16 protein-coding genes are annotated in these 18,197 nt (G+C 68.1%); 5 read left to right on the forward strand and 11 right to left on the reverse strand.

The window, feature by feature from the left end:
* Positions 1–48: 48 nt before the first annotated feature.
* Positions 49–921 carry a phytanoyl-CoA dioxygenase family protein gene (locus tag ACFVW6_RS17835; RefSeq protein ID WP_378828796.1) on the reverse strand — a complete coding sequence of 291 codons (873 nt, stop codon included), beginning with the start codon at positions 919–921 and terminating at the stop codon, positions 49–51.
* A 41-nt stretch (positions 922–962) separates the two neighbouring features.
* The gene (locus tag ACFVW6_RS17840) at positions 963–3,335 is read right to left on the reverse strand and encodes an MMPL family transporter (protein ID WP_378828798.1); all 2,373 of its coding nucleotides are present in this window, start codon (positions 3,333–3,335) and stop codon (positions 963–965) included.
* Between the two features lie 194 nt (positions 3,336–3,529).
* Here ACFVW6_RS17840 and ACFVW6_RS17845 point away from each other — a divergent pair, with 194 nt between their 5' ends.
* Together ACFVW6_RS17845 and ACFVW6_RS17850 are read left to right on the forward strand one after the other, a co-directional pair.
* On the forward strand, positions 3,530–4,147 hold the full coding sequence (locus ACFVW6_RS17845; protein WP_378828800.1) for a TetR/AcrR family transcriptional regulator: 618 nt from the start codon (positions 3,530–3,532) through the stop codon (positions 4,145–4,147).
* Positions 4,148–4,399: 252 nt separating this feature from the next.
* Positions 4,400–5,104 (forward strand): transporter, encoded by a 705-nt coding sequence (locus tag ACFVW6_RS17850; protein ID WP_378828802.1) that lies wholly within the window; start codon positions 4,400–4,402, stop codon positions 5,102–5,104.
* 235 nt (positions 5,105–5,339) lie between these two features.
* Here the strand turns inward: ACFVW6_RS17850 and ACFVW6_RS17855 are convergent, their stop codons facing one another.
* Complete coding sequence (locus ACFVW6_RS17855; protein ID WP_378828804.1) at positions 5,340–6,338, reverse strand: helix-turn-helix transcriptional regulator; 999 nt, start codon at positions 6,336–6,338, stop codon at positions 5,340–5,342.
* A gap of 111 nt (positions 6,339–6,449) precedes the next feature.
* Between ACFVW6_RS17855 and ACFVW6_RS17860 the strand changes: the two genes are divergently transcribed.
* A complete protein-coding gene (locus ACFVW6_RS17860; protein ID WP_378828807.1) occupies positions 6,450–6,917 on the forward strand; it encodes a VOC family protein in 468 nt (155 codons plus the stop codon).
* A 52-nt stretch (positions 6,918–6,969) separates the two neighbouring features.
* Here ACFVW6_RS17860 and ACFVW6_RS17865 read toward each other — a convergent pair whose 3' ends face one another.
* Positions 6,970–7,359 carry a helix-turn-helix domain-containing protein gene (locus ACFVW6_RS17865; RefSeq protein WP_355272565.1) on the reverse strand — a complete coding sequence of 130 codons (390 nt, stop codon included), beginning with the start codon at positions 7,357–7,359 and terminating at the stop codon, positions 6,970–6,972.
* A 78-nt stretch (positions 7,360–7,437) separates the two neighbouring features.
* Here ACFVW6_RS17865 and ACFVW6_RS17870 point away from each other — a divergent pair, with 78 nt between their 5' ends.
* Positions 7,438–7,848 (forward strand): RidA family protein, encoded by a 411-nt coding sequence (locus ACFVW6_RS17870; RefSeq protein WP_378828809.1) that lies wholly within the window; start codon positions 7,438–7,440, stop codon positions 7,846–7,848.
* Between the two features lie 111 nt (positions 7,849–7,959).
* On the opposite strand, the gene ACFVW6_RS17875 is transcribed toward ACFVW6_RS17870, so the two are convergent.
* A complete protein-coding gene (locus ACFVW6_RS17875) occupies positions 7,960–10,923 on the reverse strand; it encodes a tetratricopeptide repeat protein (RefSeq protein WP_378828811.1) in 2,964 nt (987 codons plus the stop codon).
* Complete coding sequence (locus ACFVW6_RS17880) at positions 10,920–11,345, reverse strand: hypothetical protein (RefSeq protein WP_378828813.1); 426 nt, start codon at positions 11,343–11,345, stop codon at positions 10,920–10,922. Before ACFVW6_RS17880 ends, ACFVW6_RS17875 begins: the two co-directional genes overlap by 4 nt.
* A gap of 189 nt (positions 11,346–11,534) precedes the next feature.
* Between ACFVW6_RS17880 and ACFVW6_RS17885 the strand changes: the two genes are divergently transcribed.
* Complete coding sequence (locus ACFVW6_RS17885; RefSeq protein WP_378828815.1) at positions 11,535–12,683, forward strand: serine hydrolase domain-containing protein; 1,149 nt, start codon at positions 11,535–11,537, stop codon at positions 12,681–12,683.
* 25 nt (positions 12,684–12,708) lie between these two features.
* Here the strand turns inward: ACFVW6_RS17885 and ACFVW6_RS17890 are convergent, their stop codons facing one another.
* The 5 genes from ACFVW6_RS17890 to ACFVW6_RS17910 all read right to left on the reverse strand — a co-directional run bounded on the left by ACFVW6_RS17890 (position 12,709) and on the right by ACFVW6_RS17910 (position 18,151).
* Positions 12,709–13,923: an FAD-dependent oxidoreductase gene (locus ACFVW6_RS17890; RefSeq protein WP_378828818.1), complete on the reverse strand. Its 1,215-nt coding sequence runs from the start codon at positions 13,921–13,923 to the stop codon at positions 12,709–12,711.
* Between the two features lie 488 nt (positions 13,924–14,411).
* Positions 14,412–14,945, reverse strand: coding sequence for an NUDIX hydrolase (locus ACFVW6_RS17895; RefSeq protein ID WP_378828820.1), 534 nt, complete (start codon positions 14,943–14,945; stop codon positions 14,412–14,414).
* Between the two features lie 167 nt (positions 14,946–15,112).
* Positions 15,113–16,216: a hypothetical protein gene (locus ACFVW6_RS17900; RefSeq protein ID WP_378828822.1), complete on the reverse strand. Its 1,104-nt coding sequence runs from the start codon at positions 16,214–16,216 to the stop codon at positions 15,113–15,115.
* Between the two features lie 276 nt (positions 16,217–16,492).
* Positions 16,493–17,392, reverse strand: coding sequence for a universal stress protein (locus tag ACFVW6_RS17905; protein WP_378828824.1), 900 nt, complete (start codon positions 17,390–17,392; stop codon positions 16,493–16,495).
* 93 nt (positions 17,393–17,485) lie between these two features.
* Positions 17,486–18,151 (reverse strand): TetR/AcrR family transcriptional regulator, encoded by a 666-nt coding sequence (locus tag ACFVW6_RS17910; RefSeq protein WP_378828826.1) that lies wholly within the window; start codon positions 18,149–18,151, stop codon positions 17,486–17,488.
* Between the last annotated feature and the right edge of the window lie 46 nt (positions 18,152–18,197).

Below are 18,197 nucleotides of genomic sequence, written 5' to 3' on the forward strand. Positions count from 1 at the left end.
CGCGCCGGCGCTTGTGGCACTGCCGTGGCGGCCCGTCGAGCGGGTGTGTCAGAGGCCCAGGCGATCAGCGATCTCGTGGGCATCGGCTGTCCACAGGCCCGGTGATCCCACGGGATACTGCGAGCGGAAGCCGAGTAGTTTCTGGACCCGCACGGAGAGTTCGCGGACCGTGTCTCGGTCGATCAGCAGCGCGTGTGCCTCCTCTGGAGTCAGAAACGATGCCTGAACGGCAATGCTCACTGCCCGTCGGCACTGGTCGTGGGTCTGGTTCGCGCCGCCCCCGTGCAAGACCTTTCCGGAGAAGTACAAGGCGTCACCGGCGCTCATCTCGGCCGCGACAGTGTCTTCGGGATCTCCGCGCATCCCGAAGTCGTCGGCCAGATGAGTTCCCGGCAGCACTCGGGTCGCGCCATTGGCGTCGGTGAAATCGGTCAGCGCGACAAGGAGATTGGCGCTCACCTCGGGTGCGTACCTGCCCATGGCAGCGAAGGCGGGATAGTTCTCGTTATCGCGATGCAGGAACTGGGCCCGGTTACCGGGACCGATCTGAATGACCTGCCCGGTCGAGAGCCACCAGTCCCCCAGTTGATCGCGGAATGTTCCCTCACCCAGGGCGTGCAGGAGGTCATCATCGAGGATTTCGCTGCGAAATGTCGGACTCTGCGCGACCAGGCCGGTCATGCGTTTGGTGTTGGCGCCGTGGAACTCCTGCATGATCGGGTTCCAATGCTGCGATCCGGCCGCGACATCTCCCAGTGCGGGGTCGAGTTCGGCGTTGAACCGGCGGACCTGATCGGCCGACAGGAATTCGCGGATGATCACCGCCCCGTCCTCGGCCACGATCTGCAGGATCTCCCGCACATCCGTCGACCGCGTTACCTTACGCAAGAGCCGTGACCGGCTGTTTGCCGTCGATGCCATGGTTTCACCTTCGTCTTGACTGAACGGACTCACCCACACAGCTATGAGGTCGGACGTTGTTGTTCACCACGGAGTTCTGTGTCCGACGTGGGTTCCTGGAATACCCGCGGTTCGCGACCGCCGGCGTAATGCCACTTTGCCTGCGGCGGCGTGTGCCCAATACAGCGTGGTGCCCAAGGATGCACCTGAGACTGGTGCACGTTGCACACCTCGGTCTCCGACAGTCCGATAGCACCCCGGTGCCGGCCTGGCTGCCGCCGTGCATCCTCACTTCGACCCGGCTCCGCAGCTGGTGCGGGCAGGGTTTCGCCTTCGATGTCGACGTGGGGCATCAGGCGTTCGAGTGGTGCGGGTAGCCACCAGGCGTGGCGGCCGAGCAGGGCCATGACCGCCGGGATGAGTGTCATGCGGACGACGAGTGCGTCGAACAGCACGCCGATGCCCATGGCGAAGCCGATCGGCCCGATCATCGTGTTGTGGCTGAACAGGAATCCTGCGAAGACCGCGATCATGATCACCGCCGCGGCGGTGATGACGCGGGCGCTGCCGGCGTATCCGATGCGCACCGCCTCCAGCGCCGTGCTCTTGCCGCCGACGTAGGTTTCCCGCATTCGGGACATGAGGAAGACCTGGTAGTCCATCGCCAGGCCGAACAGCACACCGATGAGCAGGATGGGTAGGAAGGCCAGGATCGGGGCGGGATGGTGCACGTTCAGCATCGAGCCGAACCAGCCCCATTGATAGACCGCGGTCGTCGCGCCGAGGGCGACCGCCAGCGACAGCAGAAATCCCAGTGCTGCGGTCAGCGGAACCAGCACCGATCGGAACGCCAGCATCAGCAGAGCCAGCGCCAGCCCGACCACCACGAGCAAGAAGGGCGCCAACGCATCGGAGAGCTTGCGGGCCACATCGATACCGATCACGGTCTCACCCGTCAGGTGCAGAGCCGCCCCCTGTTCGGCATGTAGGGTCCCTGCGGCTTCCCGGATGGCGCGCACCAGGTCGGCGGTGTGTTCGGAAGCGGGTGCGGTAGTGGGGACGACGACGAACTGTGCCGTGTCGCCGGTGTGGTTGATCTCCGGCGGCAGAACCATCGCGACCCCGGGCAATGCGGTAATCCGCTGTACCGCGGCCTCGGCTTGGGCGTGGATACGGCCATTCTTCCCCTCGACGACGGCAACGAACGGCCCGTTCAGCCCAGGGGTATAGGCCGTGGCGAGCACGTCGTAGGACGTGCGTGACACGGTTCCCGTGGGGTCCTGACCCGCATTCGGCAATCCCAGCCGCAAGTCGGCCACCGGCAGCGCGAGCACCACCAGCGCGGCGATCCCGGTGACGAGCGTGGCGATCGGATGTGCGGTGACTATCCGACCCCAACGATTGGGCCGCCGCGCCCCCTCGATCGCGCGCAGCCCGCGCCCGCGGGGAATCAGCCGCTCACCGGCGAATCCGAGCAGCGCCGGCAGCAAAGTGATCGCCAGCGTCACCACGACGCTGACGCAGGCCGCCGCCGCCAAGCCCATGCCGGTCAGGAACGGGATTCCGGCGATCGACAAACCACACAGGGCGATGAGCACTGTCGCACCGGCGAAGACGACTGCGCTGCCGGCGGTACCGATCGAGCGAGCCGCCGACTCGCGCACCGCCATGCCGTCGGCGAGCTGCTGACGGTGGCGGGAAACGATGAACAGCGTGTAGTCGATACCGACCGCCAGGCCCAGCATCAACGACAACGCCAGTGTCGCCGAGGACGCGTCGAACAAGGTCGAGAACGCCACCACCCCACCGGTACCGACAGCGACACCGACCAGTCCGACCAGGATCGGCAGACCCGCGGCCAGCAACGACCCGAACGTCACCAGCAACACGCCCATCGCGATCGCGACCCCGACCGCTTCGGCCGGACCGACGAACGACGCCTCCGAGTAGTACGGACCGCCGGTCAGCAAAGGCCGCAAACCCATCGCCTGAAACGTCGTGTGCACCTTGTCGACCGCGGCCTTCGCCGCCGGATCCACCGGCCTGGCGAAGCTGATATCGGTGAAGGTGACATCACCGCGCTCGGCAACGGTGAGCGAAGCCGGGCTGACCGACTCGATGCCCCGGACCCCGTTCAGCGTCGACAACTCAGCGTCGATCCGTTCCAGCGGCAGCCCTTGCCCCGCCGGTGCCCGCACGACGAGGCGGGCGGCCGCCTCACCCGGTGTCGTCGGCGCGCCCTTTCCGAAGCTGTCGGTCAGCACCTGCTGGGCGCGATCGGATTCGGTACCCGGAATCTCGAACTTGTCGGACACCTTGGCGCCCAGCGTGAGCCCGACCGTGCCAATGACGACAGTGACCAGCGACCAGGCCGCGATCACCCACCACCGGTTACGGAAACACAGATCGCCCAGGCGATAGAGAGCACGAGCCATGCCTACCCCTCCAGAAGAATTAACCTACATACGTCCGTTTACCTACAATTGTAGGATTGCCTACAGTTGTAGGATAGAAGGAAGAGGTGAGGGTAGGTCAACGTGTCGCGCAGCACAGAAACCAAAGATGGGAAGGTGAACAGGTGAATCGAGAGCAGACGGCCCAGCGCAAACCCGCACCCGATGACGCGCGTGTGCTGCGCAGCCGCGGGCTGCTGCAAGGCGCGATCCTGAAACTCGGTACCGAGGGCCCGGTGGACGGCATCTCGATCTCCGACATCACCCAACGCGCGGGCGTGAGCCGCAGCACCTTCTACGACCACTACACCGACAAGGAGACACTGCTCGCCGATGCCATCGAGCGACAGGCGCTCGACGCCGGCGTCTCCCTGCGCACCGAAGGCCTCGACGACGGGCTACCCGATACGCCGCCACAATTCCTGATCGACTACCTCCAGCACATCAGCGACCACGCCCAGCTCTATCGCAATGTGCTCGGAGCGCACGGTTCAGCCGCAGTCCACGCTCGGCTGGGCCGCAGCTTCGCCACCATCCTCGTCGAAGGGATCGGCCTCCTCGACGAGCATGCACCGACCCCAGCCCCGGTTCCCGCCGCCGTCGACGCCGCCGCACTCGCCGGAGCGATGCTCGCTGTCATCACTTACTGGCTCGATCAACTGCCGCAGACACCGACGCCCGATGTCGCGGGATGGATCTGGGAGATCATCACACGCGAACGAACCACGTCGTCGACACCGAGCCACTGCACTGGGCGGCAGGCCATCGACGACCAGTTGCACCGCGGCCCGTGAATCGACCTTCTCGAGTGGGTGGTGTCCTCTATAGCGCCACGATGAGACGTTCCAGTCGAAGCTTCAGCGTGGGAGTTCGCAGCTGGCGACCTGAGGCCGCCGCTCATACGTCATTCCCAGGCCAGGGATCCGTGGTGCAGTGTGTTGCAGCCCTCGCGATATGTGGTTGCACGTCGACGTAGCTGGAGTCCCCGCAAGCCCGCCACTGTGGAAGCCGCACGAGATCACGGTCACACTCAAGGAGGCGCGAGGATGCGCGAGGTACTCTTCGCGGCGGCGGACATCTGGATGCTCGCCATCGGACTCATCTGCGGCGTGAAATTCATTCGGGGACATCACAACTATTTGATCGGCCTCGAATGGATCATCATGGGCATGTCGGGAGTCAATTTCCTGATCTACGGGTTGACGATGGCCGGCCCCGATTCCCCGATGTTCCACATCGCCTTCTTCCTGGACGCGTTCTCGCGCTCGATCGGGTTCACGCTGATCCTGGTCCTCGGATTGCTCGTCGTCACCCACGGGTACCAGCCTTCTGCTCGCGTCGAGGTGAGCGCCTTCGCCCTCGCCGCCGTTCTCGGGTTCTTCCTCTCGGAATACGCCCAGGAGATCGGCACCCCCGGCAAGGTGTTCTTCCTGATCACCGCGCTCGCGACCTCCGGCTTCCTGTGCTACTTCGCCTGGAGACTCTGGCAGATCGGAGAGCGCGCACACGCCGGGGCGGTGGCCGGCGCTACCACATTGAACGTGGCCGTCGCCTCGATCTATGACTTCTGGCGGATCCCCGGCGACGACGCCCACTACACCCTGTTCTACACCCTCGCACTGTTCACCTGGGGGCTGGCGATGCTCGTCGTCTACCGGTCTTACGGTGCGTTCGCGGCCCACAACAAGCGGGTCAGCGCAGGCATCGACCCCTTCACCGCCCCCACTGCCCGAGGAGCTGAAGTCGCATGAGCACCACTGCCCGGCGTTGGTGAAACCACTCAGGCATTAGGTTTACCCGACGATCCGCATGCGCGCGGCTGCCTCCGATAGTCCGGCGGCCCACGCCGTCCGCTTGTCCGCCAGCCTGCGTCGGCCGGTTCCCCGGCGAGACCGGCAACCGCCGCGACGCGATTCTGGTGGTCATCGACTCCGCCACCGCTCCCGCCCGATGAATTCTCCCAGTACCCAACATCTTTGGATAGGGTCACGGCCTCGGGCGGGCGGCGCGTGCGGCGCGCCGGGAGAGCGTGGCGAAGGCGTCGCGGAGTTCGTCGGGCCCGATGACTTCGATCTCGGTGTCGAATCGGGCCAGGGTCGCGGCGAGCGCGGCCCAGGACCAGGAACCCGTCAGGAGCCTGGTGCGCGCGGAGTCGAGTTCCTCGACGGTGCCGTCGCCGGCGAACGGTGCCACCCGGGCGGCGGGCAAGTCGAGAATCACCTCGCCGCGACACGGCCAGATGTTCTCGGTGCCGGACCCTTTGAACCGCGCGGACAGGAAGGCGGCGATGTCGCCACCCGGCACCTCGCGTGGGGTGAAGCGGGGGCCGTTGGGGATGCGCAACACCATCCGATCGGCGCGGTAGGTTCGCCACTCCTGCCGCTCGGGATCCCAGCCGATCAGATACCAGCGACCACCGCGGGCCACGAGGTGGTGTGGTTGCACCCGCCGCGCCGGCGGCGACTGCGCGGGTGTCCCCGCCGCGGACCGGTAGTCGAACCGGACCTCCTCCGCGGCGCGCACCGCGGCGCTCAGGACGAGCAGAACAGTGGGGTCGACCTGCGGATCTGTTCCGCGTCCTGCCGATTCGACCGCGGTCACGTCGAGCGCGTCGACACGGTGACGCAGGCGCGCTGGCAGGACCTGCCGCACGGTCGTCAGCGCACGGGCGGCGGCCTCTTCGATCTCCGCGCCTGTTCCGACCGCGACCCGCAGCGCCACCGCGAGCGCGACCACCTGGTCGTCGTCGAACAGCAGCGGCGGCATTGCGCTCCCCGCCGCGAGCCGGTAACCACCGTCGGGGCCCTTCGCCGCGTGAATCGGGTAGCCGAGTTCGCGCAGCCGCTCGACGTCGCGCCGCACCGTGCGTTCACTCACGGCCAGCCGCTCGGCCAGCACCGCACCCGGCCAGTCGCGGTGGACCTGCAACAGGGACAACAGCGCGAGCAGGCGACGAGAGGTCACGGTCGAGGACGCGATCGGCATGCTGACCAGCCTGCCACGAATAGCGGACGTTCCCTGTCCGGTACTGCTGACACGGTGGACTTGTCGCCGGAGCCTCCGGCGACGAAACCACTTCCGAAGGGACCGCTCACCATGTCGGTAAACACTGTCGCGCACTTGAACTTCCACGGTCAGGCCCGTGCCGCCCTGGAGTTCTACCAGTCGGTGTTCGGCGGGCAGCTCACCGTCGCCACCTACGGCGACTTCGGGATGCCCGCGGCGCTGCCCGATGCCGCCAAGGTGGTCTTCGGTCAGATCGTCGCCGACACCGGGTTCCGGGTCATGGCCTACGACGTGCCGGGCACGGACGCGCCGGTCGCCCTCGACCAGCCGACCACCCGCCGCGAGAACGGCACGACCCTGACCGCCGAGCGGTTCTTCCTGTCCGTCCGCGGCGACACCGTGGCGGAGGTCGGCGCGCTGTGGGAACGCCTCGCCGACGGAGCGAGCGTCATCGAGGACTTCGGCCCGGCGCAGTGGGCGCCCGGGTTCGGGATGCTGCGCGATCGCTTCGGCGTGACCTGGATCCTCGACGTCGCCACCGAGTACGCCCAGGCCTGATGCCCGTTCCCGGGGTGCGGCCATCGCGGTCGCACCCCGGCGGGATGGTCTGCTATCGCAGCGTCCCGGGGTCGTTCTCGCCCTGGTGATCGTCGAAGCGCGCACGTGCCTGCTGGACCGCGGGCAGGGTGTCGGTGGTCCAGAGCAGCAGTGCGTCGATGAGTCCCTGCAGGGTCCGGCCGATCGGCGAGATCCGGTACTCGACAGCGATGGGCCGGGTGTGGGTGATCACTCGATCGACCATGCCGTTGCGTTCGAGACGACGCAGCGCCGAGGTGAGCGATTTCTGTGTCACCTCCGGGATCGCCCGGCGGAGCTCGTTGAACCGCAACGGCTGATCACACAGCGCCTCCATGATCTGCAACGACCATTTGTCGAGCATCTGGTCGAGCAACTCACGGTGCTGCGCGGTGAGCTGAGCGGCCTCGTCGGTTTCCTGCATGACACCTAGTCTCGTTGAAGTGCCCTTCGAATACCACGTATACAAGGGATACCTAGTCGATCCGCGAAGGGAACCACCGTGCCCGTGCAGCTCCTCACCCCGCCGAAGATGTTCGGTCCTGTTCCGTACCACCATGTTTCGATCAGCACCGGAACCCGCCACATCCACGTCGCCGGTCAGATCGCCCGCGACGCCGACGGCAACCCGGTCGCCCCCGGTGACCTCGCGGGCCAGCTCGCCCATGCCCTGCGGAACACCGCCCGCGGCCTGGCCGGGGCGGGCGCCACCTTCGCCGACGTCGTCCGTCTCAGGTTCTTCGTCACCGACTGGACTCCCGACAAATACACCGACTTCCTCGACGGCATCAACCAGGTCGCCACCGAACTCGCCCTCCCCGATCCCCTCCCCCCGGTGTCCGCCATCGGCGTCGACTACCTCTTCGAACCGGATGTCCTCGTCGAAGTGGAGGCCTACGCCGTCCTCGACTGACGCACTCCTACACGGCGGCCTGGTCGACACTGAATTCCCCTCGCCGAGGGACGGATTGGCCCGGCGACAGCGCGGCGCTCGCCGAACACCTGTGGGACCGGCCCCTGGGCGTCAGTCCTGGGCGGCAGCGACGCGCCACGCGACCAGGCGCCGGGTGGCATCGTCGTGTTCGGCGGCGCCGAGCCGGTCGTAGAGCGCGACCGCGGCCGAGAGGTGCGCGAGGGCTTCGTCGATGGCCCCGCGCCGGCGCGCGACCTCGGCGAGCCCGGCCAGTGCGTGCGCTTCCTCGTACGTATCGTGCAGTCCGGCCGCGTCGGCGAGTGTGCCGGTGAACAATTCGGCAGCGGTGTCGAGGTCGTCGCCGCGTGTGGCGAGCCCCGCCAGGAAGTTGACCGCGTAGATCTCACCGGCGCGCGTGCCCACCGAGCGGTAGATGTCGCGTGCCTCGGAAAACAGTCGACCCGCCTCGTCGCGGTCGTCGTCCAGATCGCGGATCCGACCGAGCGCGACCAACGCGTTCGCTTCACCGAAACGGTCGCCCGCCGCACGGTAGTCGGCCAGTGCCGAATCGGCGTGCGCGGTGGCAGCCTCGGCATCGCCTGCCGTGCAGTGCAGATGGGCCAGCTCGACGAGCGCGCTGGACGCGCAGATGCGATGGCCGACCTCGCGTCCGATGGTCAGCGAGCGGGTCTGGAGGTCGAGGGCCTGTCGGTAGTCGCCGCGACGTCGCAGGACGAGTCCGAGTTCACCGAGTGCGTAGGCTTCGCCGACCAGGTCACCGGCCTGCGCGTGCAGCCGCGCTCCGTCTGCCAGCAGCTCGGTGGCGGCGGCGAAATCACCGGTCAGCCGGTGGACGCGACCCTGTTCGACCCGGCAGTTCGCCTGCAAGGCGGGATTCCCGGTATCGCGGGCGAGCGCGCTCGCCACATCCTGCTGGGCGACAGCCGCGGGGTAGTCGGCGGCCAGCCGGTGACCGATGCCGAGGTGGTGGACTGCGTCGGCCTCGCCCCTGCGGTTGCCCAACTGCCGGAACGCGGCCACGGCGCTGCGGTGCACCTCGATCGCGGCCGGGTAGTCGCCGGTGATCTGGTGCAGGATGCCGATCGCGTGCAGGGCCTGCGCCTCGCCGAGCGGGTTGCCGATGGTGCGGCACAGGTCGAGTGCCTGCTCGTGATAGGCGACGGCGGCCGGGTAGTCGCCGCTCAGTCTGCTCAGCGTGCCGAGTTCGTTGACCGTCTCGGCCAGGCACAGCGGCTGATCGATCGCCGCATAGAGCTCGCGGGCGGCGGTCAGCTCGGCGGCAGCGGTCCGATAGTCGCCGGTGATGATGGCGACGAGTCCGAGGTTGTATCCGGCGGTGGCCCGGCCGAGCCGGTCGCCGGACTCCTCGAAGATCGCCAGCGCCGCTCGCAGCAGGCTTCGGGCGTGGTCGAACTCGCCGAGTTCGTGCAGCACGTGACCGATGTTGTTGAGGGCGTTGCCCTCTCCGGTCCGATGTTCGATCCGACGGTAGGTCTCGAGCGCTTCGGTCAGCAGATCTCGTGCCTCGGCGTGTGCACCGGTGAGATCACGGACGACGGCCAGATCATTGAGGGCGTTGCCGTAGGCGAGCTGGTCGCCGCCGGTCCGCGCGTATTCGGCGACCCTGCTGTGCAGACGGGCCGCCTGTTCCCAGGGACCGTCCAACCGGAGCAGGCCCGCCAGGGACGAGGTCAACCGGAAGAGGTGCTCGAAATGTTCGATGCCCCAAGCATACTCGACGCAAGCGAGCAGGTTGGCGCGTTCCGCGCGCAGCCACCGGAGAGCGGCGGCGAAGTCACGGGGGCCGGAACGGCCGGTTGGGGCAGTCCCGACACCCGCTCGGCGGGTAGGGCGCGTGGTGGCGCCCAGAAACTGCTCCGCGAGTTCGGCGATGTCGGCATAGTGGGCGATGAGGCGGCGCACCGCTTCGGCGGATTCGAGCGCGGGATCGCGCGCGAGCAGGGTGCGCGCGTATTCCCGCAGCAGATCGTGGGTGCGGAAGCGGCCAGGTGACTTCTCGTCGACGAAGTGATCCTCGTAGAGCGCTTCGAGTTCGCGCCGCGCGGTGGCGACGCTGCAGTCGTGGAGAGCGGCCGCGGCGTGCGCGTCGATGTCGGTTCCAGGATGCAGGGCCAGCCGCCGGAAGAACTGTTGCCGTCCGGTGGGAACGGCGCGATACGACATCTCGAACGCCGCGCCGACCGCGCGGGTCCCGGAGGTCAATTCACCCAGACGATCCTCGGCCCCGGTGAATTCCGCGGCGTAGTCCGCGATCGACCAGCTCGGATGATGGGCGAGGCGACCGGCCAGCAGGACCAGGGCCAGCGGCAGGCCCTCGCAGCACTCGACCAGCTGGACGACCGCGGCCAGATCCGCCGCCGGCCATGTCCGGCGTCCGGACAGATTCCGGAACAGCTGGGCGGCATCCTCCGTGGGCAGCATGTCCAGCGGTGTCGGGACGGCGTCGTCCATGGCGACGAAGCGGCGCCTGCTGGTGACGAGGGTGAAGCAGTGACTGCCACTGGGCAGGAGGGGGTCGACCTGCCCTTGATCGCGCGCGTCGTCGAGGACGACCAGGATCCGCTGATGGCTGACGCGATCCCGCCACAGATCGCGTCGGGCGTCCAGGCCGTCGGGAATGTGTCGCGGGTGGATGCCCAGATCGATCAGGAGGGTGGCGAGCACGTCGGCGGGTTCGGCCGGTGTCGCTCCGGGCCGGTGGCCGCGGAGGTCGACGAAGAACTGGCCGTCGGGGTAGTGCGGTACGAGAGCATGCGCTACCCGGATGGCTACCGCGGTCTTGCCGATCCCCGCCGTGCCGCTGATGGTGCCGATGGCGGTGTGCCCACTCGCCGCGCCGGTCACCAGGGACGCGATGACTTCTTCCCGATCGACCAGCGTGCGCAGGTCCCGCGGCAACAGATGTACGGCCGGTCCCCGTGGCGCGAGCGCCGTCTCCTGGACAATGGTCGCGTGGACATCGCGGCCGGCTTGGATGCTGGTGCCGCCGTCCACCGAGGCCACGAGCTCGACCCGGGGCGGTTCGGCCGTCACAGCAGTGGTGGCGGACCGGAGAGGTGGGCGTCACGCCCGGCCTGGATGCTGATACCGCCGCTGACCTCCGCGTTGAGCGTCACCGAATGGTCCTCGACCGGAACCGCGCCCGGCGCTGCGGGCCGCAGGTTCTCGTCGAGGACTCGCCGCAGTTCGACGGCCAGTTCCGGGTCGTGCTGGAGCAGTCGACGGAGGCGGTGCTGCCATGATTCGGCCAGCACGGCCTCGATGGTGGTGTCGCCCGCGGCCTGGGCTGCTTCCAGACCGGGGCGCTGGCGTTCGAGATCGCGCCCGACCTCCTCGGCCTCCTCCGGATCACCGTGCCGCCACAGGCCCACGATCGCATCCCGCGCCTGTGTCCAAGTCTGGGTGGTCAACGCGGTCACCAAGGCGGACCCGGCAGCGATGATCAGTTCATCCATTGAGAGTCCTTAGAACACAGGATGTTTCGATCGAGAATACCGGGCCGGAGCCTTCTGCGGTCGGAGCTCGACCTCGGTCATCGATCTTTCCGGTTCGCCGGGGCCGCACCGTGGTCACAGCGATTCGGGGACTCGGGTCCGGGTTGTCCCTGATGTGCCCAAAGGCCTTGCGATGCAAGGGTGTCAAGCATGCATCTGCGTAGGTTCGTGCTGGTGGCCGGGGTCGCGACGCTGCTCGCGGGCGGCGGGCAGGTCATCGCCCACGCGACACCGGCCGACCAGCTCCGCCGCGACACCGCGGCCCTCCACGCCCTCGGCGTCAGCGGCGTCCAGGCCAGGATGATCGCACCGGACGGGCGGCACACCGTCGCCACCAGCGGCACCGCCGACCGCACCACCGGCCGTCCGGTCCCGGCGGACGGCTACTTCCGGCTGGCGAGCACGGCCAAGGCGTTCGTCGCCACGACGGTGCTGCAACTGACCGCCGAGGGCCGGGTGTCCCTGGACGACACCGTCGACCGGTGGCTACCCGCGGTGGTGCGCGGCAACGGCAACGAGGGCTCGCGGATCACCGTGCGCCACCTGCTCCAGCACACCAGCGGCCTGCACGACGACCTGCCCGGATACACCACGCCGCAGGAGTACTACGAGCAGCGTTACGACGTGTACACGCCCGAGCAGCTCGTCGCCCGAGCCATGGCGCATCGGCCGGACTTCGCGCCCGGCACGGGCTGGGGGTACTCGAACACCGGCTATGTTCTGCTCGGCATGATCATCGACCAGGTCACCGGCCGTCCGGTGCACCAGGAGATCGAGGACCGCATCCTGCGCCCGCTCGGCCTCGACCAGACCAGCTGGGCGGGCACCTCCCCCACCCTGCCCGTGCCGCATGCCAGGGCGTATCAGCTGTTCGGGCCCGACGCGGAAGTCGATGTCACCGAACAGATCCCGGTGGATCCGGACATCCTGTCGTTCGTCACCACCACCCGCGACGTGAATCTCTTTCTGCGCGCTCTGTTCACGGGGCGCCTGTTGCCCGCCGAACAGCTGGCCCACATGCGCCAGACCGTCCCGGTGAGCGAGGACCTGCAGCAGCTGTGGCCCGGTGGACGGTACGGGCTCGGCCTGGTCGAACGCCCGCTGAGCTGCGGCGGCAGCTACTGGGGCCACGAGGGTGGCGACGGCGGCTACATCACCCACAACGGCGTCACCGCCGACGGCGCACGCAGCGTCGTCGTGTCCATGTCCGAAGCGTTGGGCGATACCCCCGAACACATTCGGGCGCAGGAGAATGCGGCGAGCACACTGGTCGATCACGCGCTGTGCGGCGAGCTGTGATCGCGACACCACCGCCGATCAGCGGCTAGTTGTTGGCGCGTTGGATGGCACGGTGGACCAGGCCGCGGATGCCGGGGAGCTGGATCGCGCGGAGCATCATTTCGCCCGCCCAGACATGAGTGCGCGTCGGCGGGGCGAATCGGCCGATTCCCTTCCGCGCCAATGCCTGTCGCTTGTCCACCTCCGGCCGCAACGCTGTCTCCCAGGCGTCGAGCGCGGCGGGGATGTCGTCGCCGTGTTCGGCCAGCGCGGTGCCGAGCCGGTCGCCGCCGTCGAGAGCGAGGGCGGCGCCGTAACCGGCGAAGACCGTGACGCACCAGGCCGCGTCGCCGAGCAGCACGATCCGGCCCTGGCTCCAGCGGTCCATCACGATCTGGCCGACCGAATCGAAGTAGGCGTTGCCGGGCTCGGCGGCGAGCTGACCGAGTGCGTCGGCGACACCGCCGCCGAGATCCCCGAACGCCCGGGTGAGCGCGGGTGCGGCGCCGAGATCCAGTTCGGTGGCGGAGTCGGCGTCGGGGCAGCGGTAGGCGAAGAACGCCGAGGACCTGCCCGGCCCCAGGTTCATCACCGCGGCCGTGCGGCCGGGACCGATGAACGTGGTGCCCACCCCATCGGGCATCCGGGTGGGTGGTGTGTCCAGCGGAAACGCACCGACCATATGGCCCAGGTCCACGAAGTACTCGGACTCGGCACCGAAGACGAGCTCTCGAACCCGCGAGTGCACGCCGTCGGCACCGATAAGAAGTTCGGCGCGAAGGTGGGTGTCGTCGCTGAGGGTGACGTCGACCTCCCCCGGAGTCTGGGTGATGGCCAGCACCGTGGTGCCGAAACGAATATCGGCGAACTCGGCGACGGCGTCGTACAGCGCCGACTCCAGATCGCCACGGAACAAGCTCAAGGCCCGGTCCCCGACAGCGGCCTCGGCGACGGCAGCGGGAATCCGGAGTTTCTCCCGGCCGTCGGCGTGGACGAGGACCGAGGTGAAGAATCCGATATCGCGCGGGTTCAACGCCGGGAGCAGCCCGAGCCGCTCGGCCGCGTCATATCCGGGCCCGTGCAGGTTCACCAGGTAGCCACTACTGCGGCGACTCGGCGCACGCTCGACCACGACGACATCCCAGCCCTGCTGACGCAATCGCAGCGCGGCCGCCAATCCTGCGATCCCCGCGCCGACGATCACCGCCCGCCTGCCCGATGGCTCGGCTTGCCTGCGCGCAGCGCTGTCGAAGGTTTCCATGACGACTCCTCGGTTCGATGGGATGTCGGCGAAACCCCTCACGAACTTCCGCCGTGCGTCAACTAGTAGTTGACGCACGACCTATCGTCAACCACTAGTTGACGTATGGTTCGACAGGTACCCCTGGACGCCGCCGCGATCGGACTGCTCGGTCGAGCTCGGATGGAGCAGGCTTCAGAAGCTCCAGACCAGCGGCGTTGACCCACCAGAGCACCCCGCCCGCGTACTCGCGGTACTGGACGAGGCGCAGGCGGTGCAGTTCGCCGAGGTAGGCGCCCGTCTGATGAGTGTCGTGACGCAGCGCAGCGGCGAGCTCGTACACCGTGGCGCCCTGACGGCGAGCCGGTGCGACAGCGGCGAGCGGCCGGCCTCTGCGAAGTGGCGCCCACGCGGACCGGCGCGTACCTCCGGGATGTCCGGGCGCGTCTGGCCCCGCATGACGCGCTGCCCGTTGCGGGCGACTTTCGACAGCGCGTGACGGCGAGCGTCTAAGTCAGCGACAACGCGCGGTAGATCCCGACTACCGTTGCCGCGCCGACGATCTCACTGCGGTCGATCATCTGCACCGCTTCGTCGAGCGGCACCCAGCGAACCTCTTCGGCCTCGTTGATGTCCGGTGCTGCACCAGTCGGCTCGGCACCGCGCGCCAGGTAGATTTCCTGCGGCTGATCCAGCGTGCCGATCGCGGGCTGATACGTAACCAGGTGCTGCATCGACGTGGGCCGCCAGCCGGTCTCCTCTTCGACCTCACGGGCGGCAGCTGCGGCGACATCCTCGGCGCCGTCGACGTAGCCACCGGGGACTTCCCACACCCACTGGTCGATCAGGAACCGGTGCCGCCTCATCAGCAGCACCTCGCGGGAGCCGTTGAGCACCAGGGTCATCGCGCAGCGTGGCAACTTTGCGGTGTACTGCGTGAATCGGACGCCATCGGGCAACTCGATGTCCACCGTCGTCAGGCGGATGTGGCGGTTCTCGTCCACCAGGGTCTCGCCGAGGATCTTCCACTGTGTGTCGCTCACGCCCTCGACGGTAGCGCGGTCACCGCCGCCTATGGTGCGAGTGATCGCACTCGTCGGTGACCGGCGGCCAGTAGACGACGGCGTCACACCGACGGCAAGGCTGCCAGCGGTGCGGGCCACCGGCGGCCGAGCACGCGAAAGTCCCCACGAGTGCCCTTGTCAGGCAGTCACATCGGGTAGCGCAGGATCGCCGCGGCCGGACCGCCACCGGGTACCTCCGACCCGCGCACCGCGAGCACCCGGCCGTCCGTGAGCAGCACCCGGCGCGCGATCTCGTCGAGCACGTCGAGACCTTCTGCATCGGAACCGAACTCGACCGCACCGTCGTCGGCGGCCAGCGTGCCCGGTAGCGCGGTCTCGATGTCGACGAAGAGGATGCCGACGATGCCGAACGTCGCCGCGCGGGCGATGTCGGCGATATCGGACAGCGCACGGCCCTCCGACATCCGCTTGTCGAACAGCGTCCTCAGGTCGGCGAGCTGCCCGGCGTAGTAGCGGTCCAGGATCGGTCTCGCCTGGGCGGCGAGCTCGTCCGGGCCGAGGTGCTCGGGGTTGCCCGCCAGGCTCTCGTCGAGCAGATCCGGGTAGCTGTTCACCGACCGGAACAGTGCATCGGTGGGCTCCGTGGCGGCGAGCACCAGCGGGACGTCACGGCCGGTCAGGGTGGTCCGCAGCTGCTGGTCCACGGCGCGCGCGTACTGCCGCACCCGCATCTTGCGCCCCTCGTATCCCTGGACCCGCCCCTTCGGCGCCCGATCGCCCAGCGAGGACTTCCCGGCATGGTCGGAGGCGCTGCTCGGCAGTTCGCGAGGGGTGACGTCGACCGCGGGGCCCTCGGCGTCGACATCGATCAACCGGGCGGCGCCCTCCGACAGGGCGAGAACATAGGCCGACTGCGGAAAAGTCACCGTGCGCAGCAGCGGCTTGAGCAGGAATCGGTCGGCGACCGTGGTGGACGCCGGCAGCCGATTCGGCAAACGGTAGATCCGGATCCGCTCGGGGGTTGCCAGCACGACGAGCGTGCGCGACTGGAACCGCCAGAACTCGGGATCGTCGAGCAGGTCGTCGAATTCCTCCGACAGCGCCGCCCGCTCCCCCGCCGAGGTGACCCGCTCGAGCGCGTCACGCACCTGATTGGAGAAGGCGACCCGGCTGATCTCCGGTTCGGCGGGATCGACCTCGGTGGGTGTGTAGATCGACACCGACCAGGGCGCGGTCATCGCGGCGAGGACAGCGATCTCACGGCGGGTGGGGACATCGGTGTGCAGCACGCGGACTCCTCGATAGTGTCGCTTTCAGGTGCACAGGTCGTCGAATAACCAGTATGTCCAGACCGTGCCGGCGTTCGGGCTACCGAAGACCGAGTTGTTACCAAGTGGTTGCCAGGACTGTCGAGTATCGGGTCCGGAATGCCTGACTGGTACCGATTCCCCCGTTTCGTCCTGGCTGAACGGCCGATATTCGAGACGGCCACCTCGATTTCCCGCGTCGCTGGATAGTCGCCGAACAGCGGAGAACCACTCGACGATGATCTTCGATCGGGACGTTCAGTGCTCTGCCGCGCGATGAACGACCATGACCGGGCACCGCGCGTGCTGGACCAGCGCATTGCTCGTCGACCCCAGCAACAAGCCCCGGAAACTACCGCGCCCGCGGCTCCCGGTGACCACGAGCTGCGCCTCGACGGACCATTCGAGGAGATGATGGGCCGGGCTGTAGCGATAGACCCGTTCCTCGACGTCGACCGCGGGGTGCGCGGCCCGGCCCGGCGCCAGCACCTCGGTCAGCAACCGGTGCGATTCCGCGATCGAGTCGGCGTCGTCGACCGGATCCGGCAGAGCGGCCGCCTTCTCGTAGCGCAGGTCGTCCCAGGTATGGACGGCAACCAGGCGCACGCCGCGCAGCGCAGCCTCGGCGAAAGCCGCTGCCGCCGCGGCACGACTGAGATCGCTGCCGTCCACCCCGACCACGACCGGTAGGTCGGTGCGCGCGCCGAGATCGCCACGCACCGCGACGACGGTGCCGGCCGCGTACGCGGACACCGCGAGCAGCGTGGAACCCAGCCGATTCCCCCCACGCCCGGCGCCGATCACCGTGAGATGGGCGCCGCCCGATCGCGCGACGAGCGCGTCGGCGGCGTCGTCGTCAGTGAGTTCGACCGCCACCGCCAAGCCGGGATCGATGGTGCCGACCAGTCGACGCGCATTCTCGAGACGTTCCTCGCCCTGCGCGCGGACGGTATCCGACAATGAGGGCGTGAACAGGTCGAAACGTCCGAAAACCGACTGTACGGAGCTGATTTCGAGAGCACAGAGCAGATGGAGCGGACGCCGCCGAGCCACGGCCGCGCGGGCGGCCCAACGCACCGCCGAATCACTGTGCCCGTCGACACCCACCACGACCGGCGCCGACTCAGGATCCGGAGTATCCGATACCGGGCTGCCCATGGTCGCGACCTTTCGCGTCGACGAGACGAGGTGCTCCTGGTGATGCTCGACCCATCCTAGAAGCTCCCGGCCCGAGGACGAGAACGGAAAGACTCAGGCGCGTGGCAGAACTCCCAGCAACGACGACGTGAAGGACGCTCGGAGAGCGTCACGCAGATCCCGGTGGAGCACACCGAGGGCGGGCTCGTCGGCGTAGGCGGCGAGCACGCTGGGCGGCGGCGAGGCGTACGCCGACAGGGCGCCCGCCGAGACGAGGCCCATCAAGCAGAACAGCTGCGCCTGGTCGTCGCCGAGCTCGGGGACGTGACGGCGCACGAGCTCGGTCATGGCCGCGAGTCGCGCGAGGGAAGACCGCTTGTGCCGCTTGACCACCTCGACCGAAACGTTGTGCTCGAGGACGCCACCCTGTGCGCCGAAGAGGTCGCACAGGACGACCCGGTCCGCCAGTGAACGACTGAGAATCTCGGCGAGTTGGCCGGCCCGCACTTCCGGCGGCTCCTGCGCGTCGATGCCCGCAGCCAGTTCGTCGGCGAGCGCGGCAAGCCAGTTCTCCAGGAAAAAGTCCAGCAGTTCGAGCAGCGCCGCCTCGCGCGACTCGAAATACCGCAGGACATTCGACTTGGCCAGGCCCACCCGCCGGCTGAGCTCATTGAGGCTCACCGCGGCTACCGGCATCTCGGCGAGCATCTCCGCCGCCGTGTCCAGTATCGCCTGTCGGCGGATCTCTCGCTGCTCCGCACTGCGCGCTCGCTGAAACATCACGCCGTCATCCTAGCTTAGAGACCGCCGGTCTCTTGACATCAGA

The organism is Nocardia sp. NPDC058244 (assembly GCF_042882065.1).
Classification (GTDB): domain Bacteria; phylum Actinomycetota; class Actinomycetes; order Mycobacteriales; family Mycobacteriaceae; genus Nocardia.

Bases quoted from the DNA above. Each gene is read 5' to 3' on its own strand.
- ACFVW6_RS17835 (WP_378828796.1), bottom strand. From the start codon at position 921: ATGGCATCGACGGCAAACAGCCGGTCACGGCTCTTGCGTAAGGTAACG.
- ACFVW6_RS17840 (WP_378828798.1), bottom strand. From the start codon at position 3,335: ATGGCTCGTGCTCTCTATCGCCTGGGCGATCTGTGTTTCCGTAACCGG.
- ACFVW6_RS17850 (WP_378828802.1), top strand. From the start codon at position 4,400: ATGCGCGAGGTACTCTTCGCGGCGGCGGACATCTGGATGCTCGCCATC.
- ACFVW6_RS17855 (WP_378828804.1), bottom strand. From the start codon at position 6,338: ATGCCGATCGCGTCCTCGACCGTGACCTCTCGTCGCCTGCTCGCGCTG.
- ACFVW6_RS17860 (WP_378828807.1), top strand. From the start codon at position 6,450: ATGTCGGTAAACACTGTCGCGCACTTGAACTTCCACGGTCAGGCCCGT.
- ACFVW6_RS17865 (WP_355272565.1), bottom strand. From the start codon at position 7,359: ATGCAGGAAACCGACGAGGCCGCTCAGCTCACCGCGCAGCACCGTGAG.
- ACFVW6_RS17880 (WP_378828813.1), bottom strand. From the start codon at position 11,345: ATGGATGAACTGATCATCGCTGCCGGGTCCGCCTTGGTGACCGCGTTG.
- ACFVW6_RS17885 (WP_378828815.1), top strand. From the start codon at position 11,535: ATGCATCTGCGTAGGTTCGTGCTGGTGGCCGGGGTCGCGACGCTGCTC.
- ACFVW6_RS17890 (WP_378828818.1), bottom strand. From the start codon at position 13,923: ATGGAAACCTTCGACAGCGCTGCGCGCAGGCAAGCCGAGCCATCGGGC.
- ACFVW6_RS17905 (WP_378828824.1), bottom strand. From the start codon at position 17,392: ATGGGCAGCCCGGTATCGGATACTCCGGATCCTGAGTCGGCGCCGGTC.
- ACFVW6_RS17910 (WP_378828826.1), bottom strand. From the start codon at position 18,151: ATGTTTCAGCGAGCGCGCAGTGCGGAGCAGCGAGAGATCCGCCGACAG.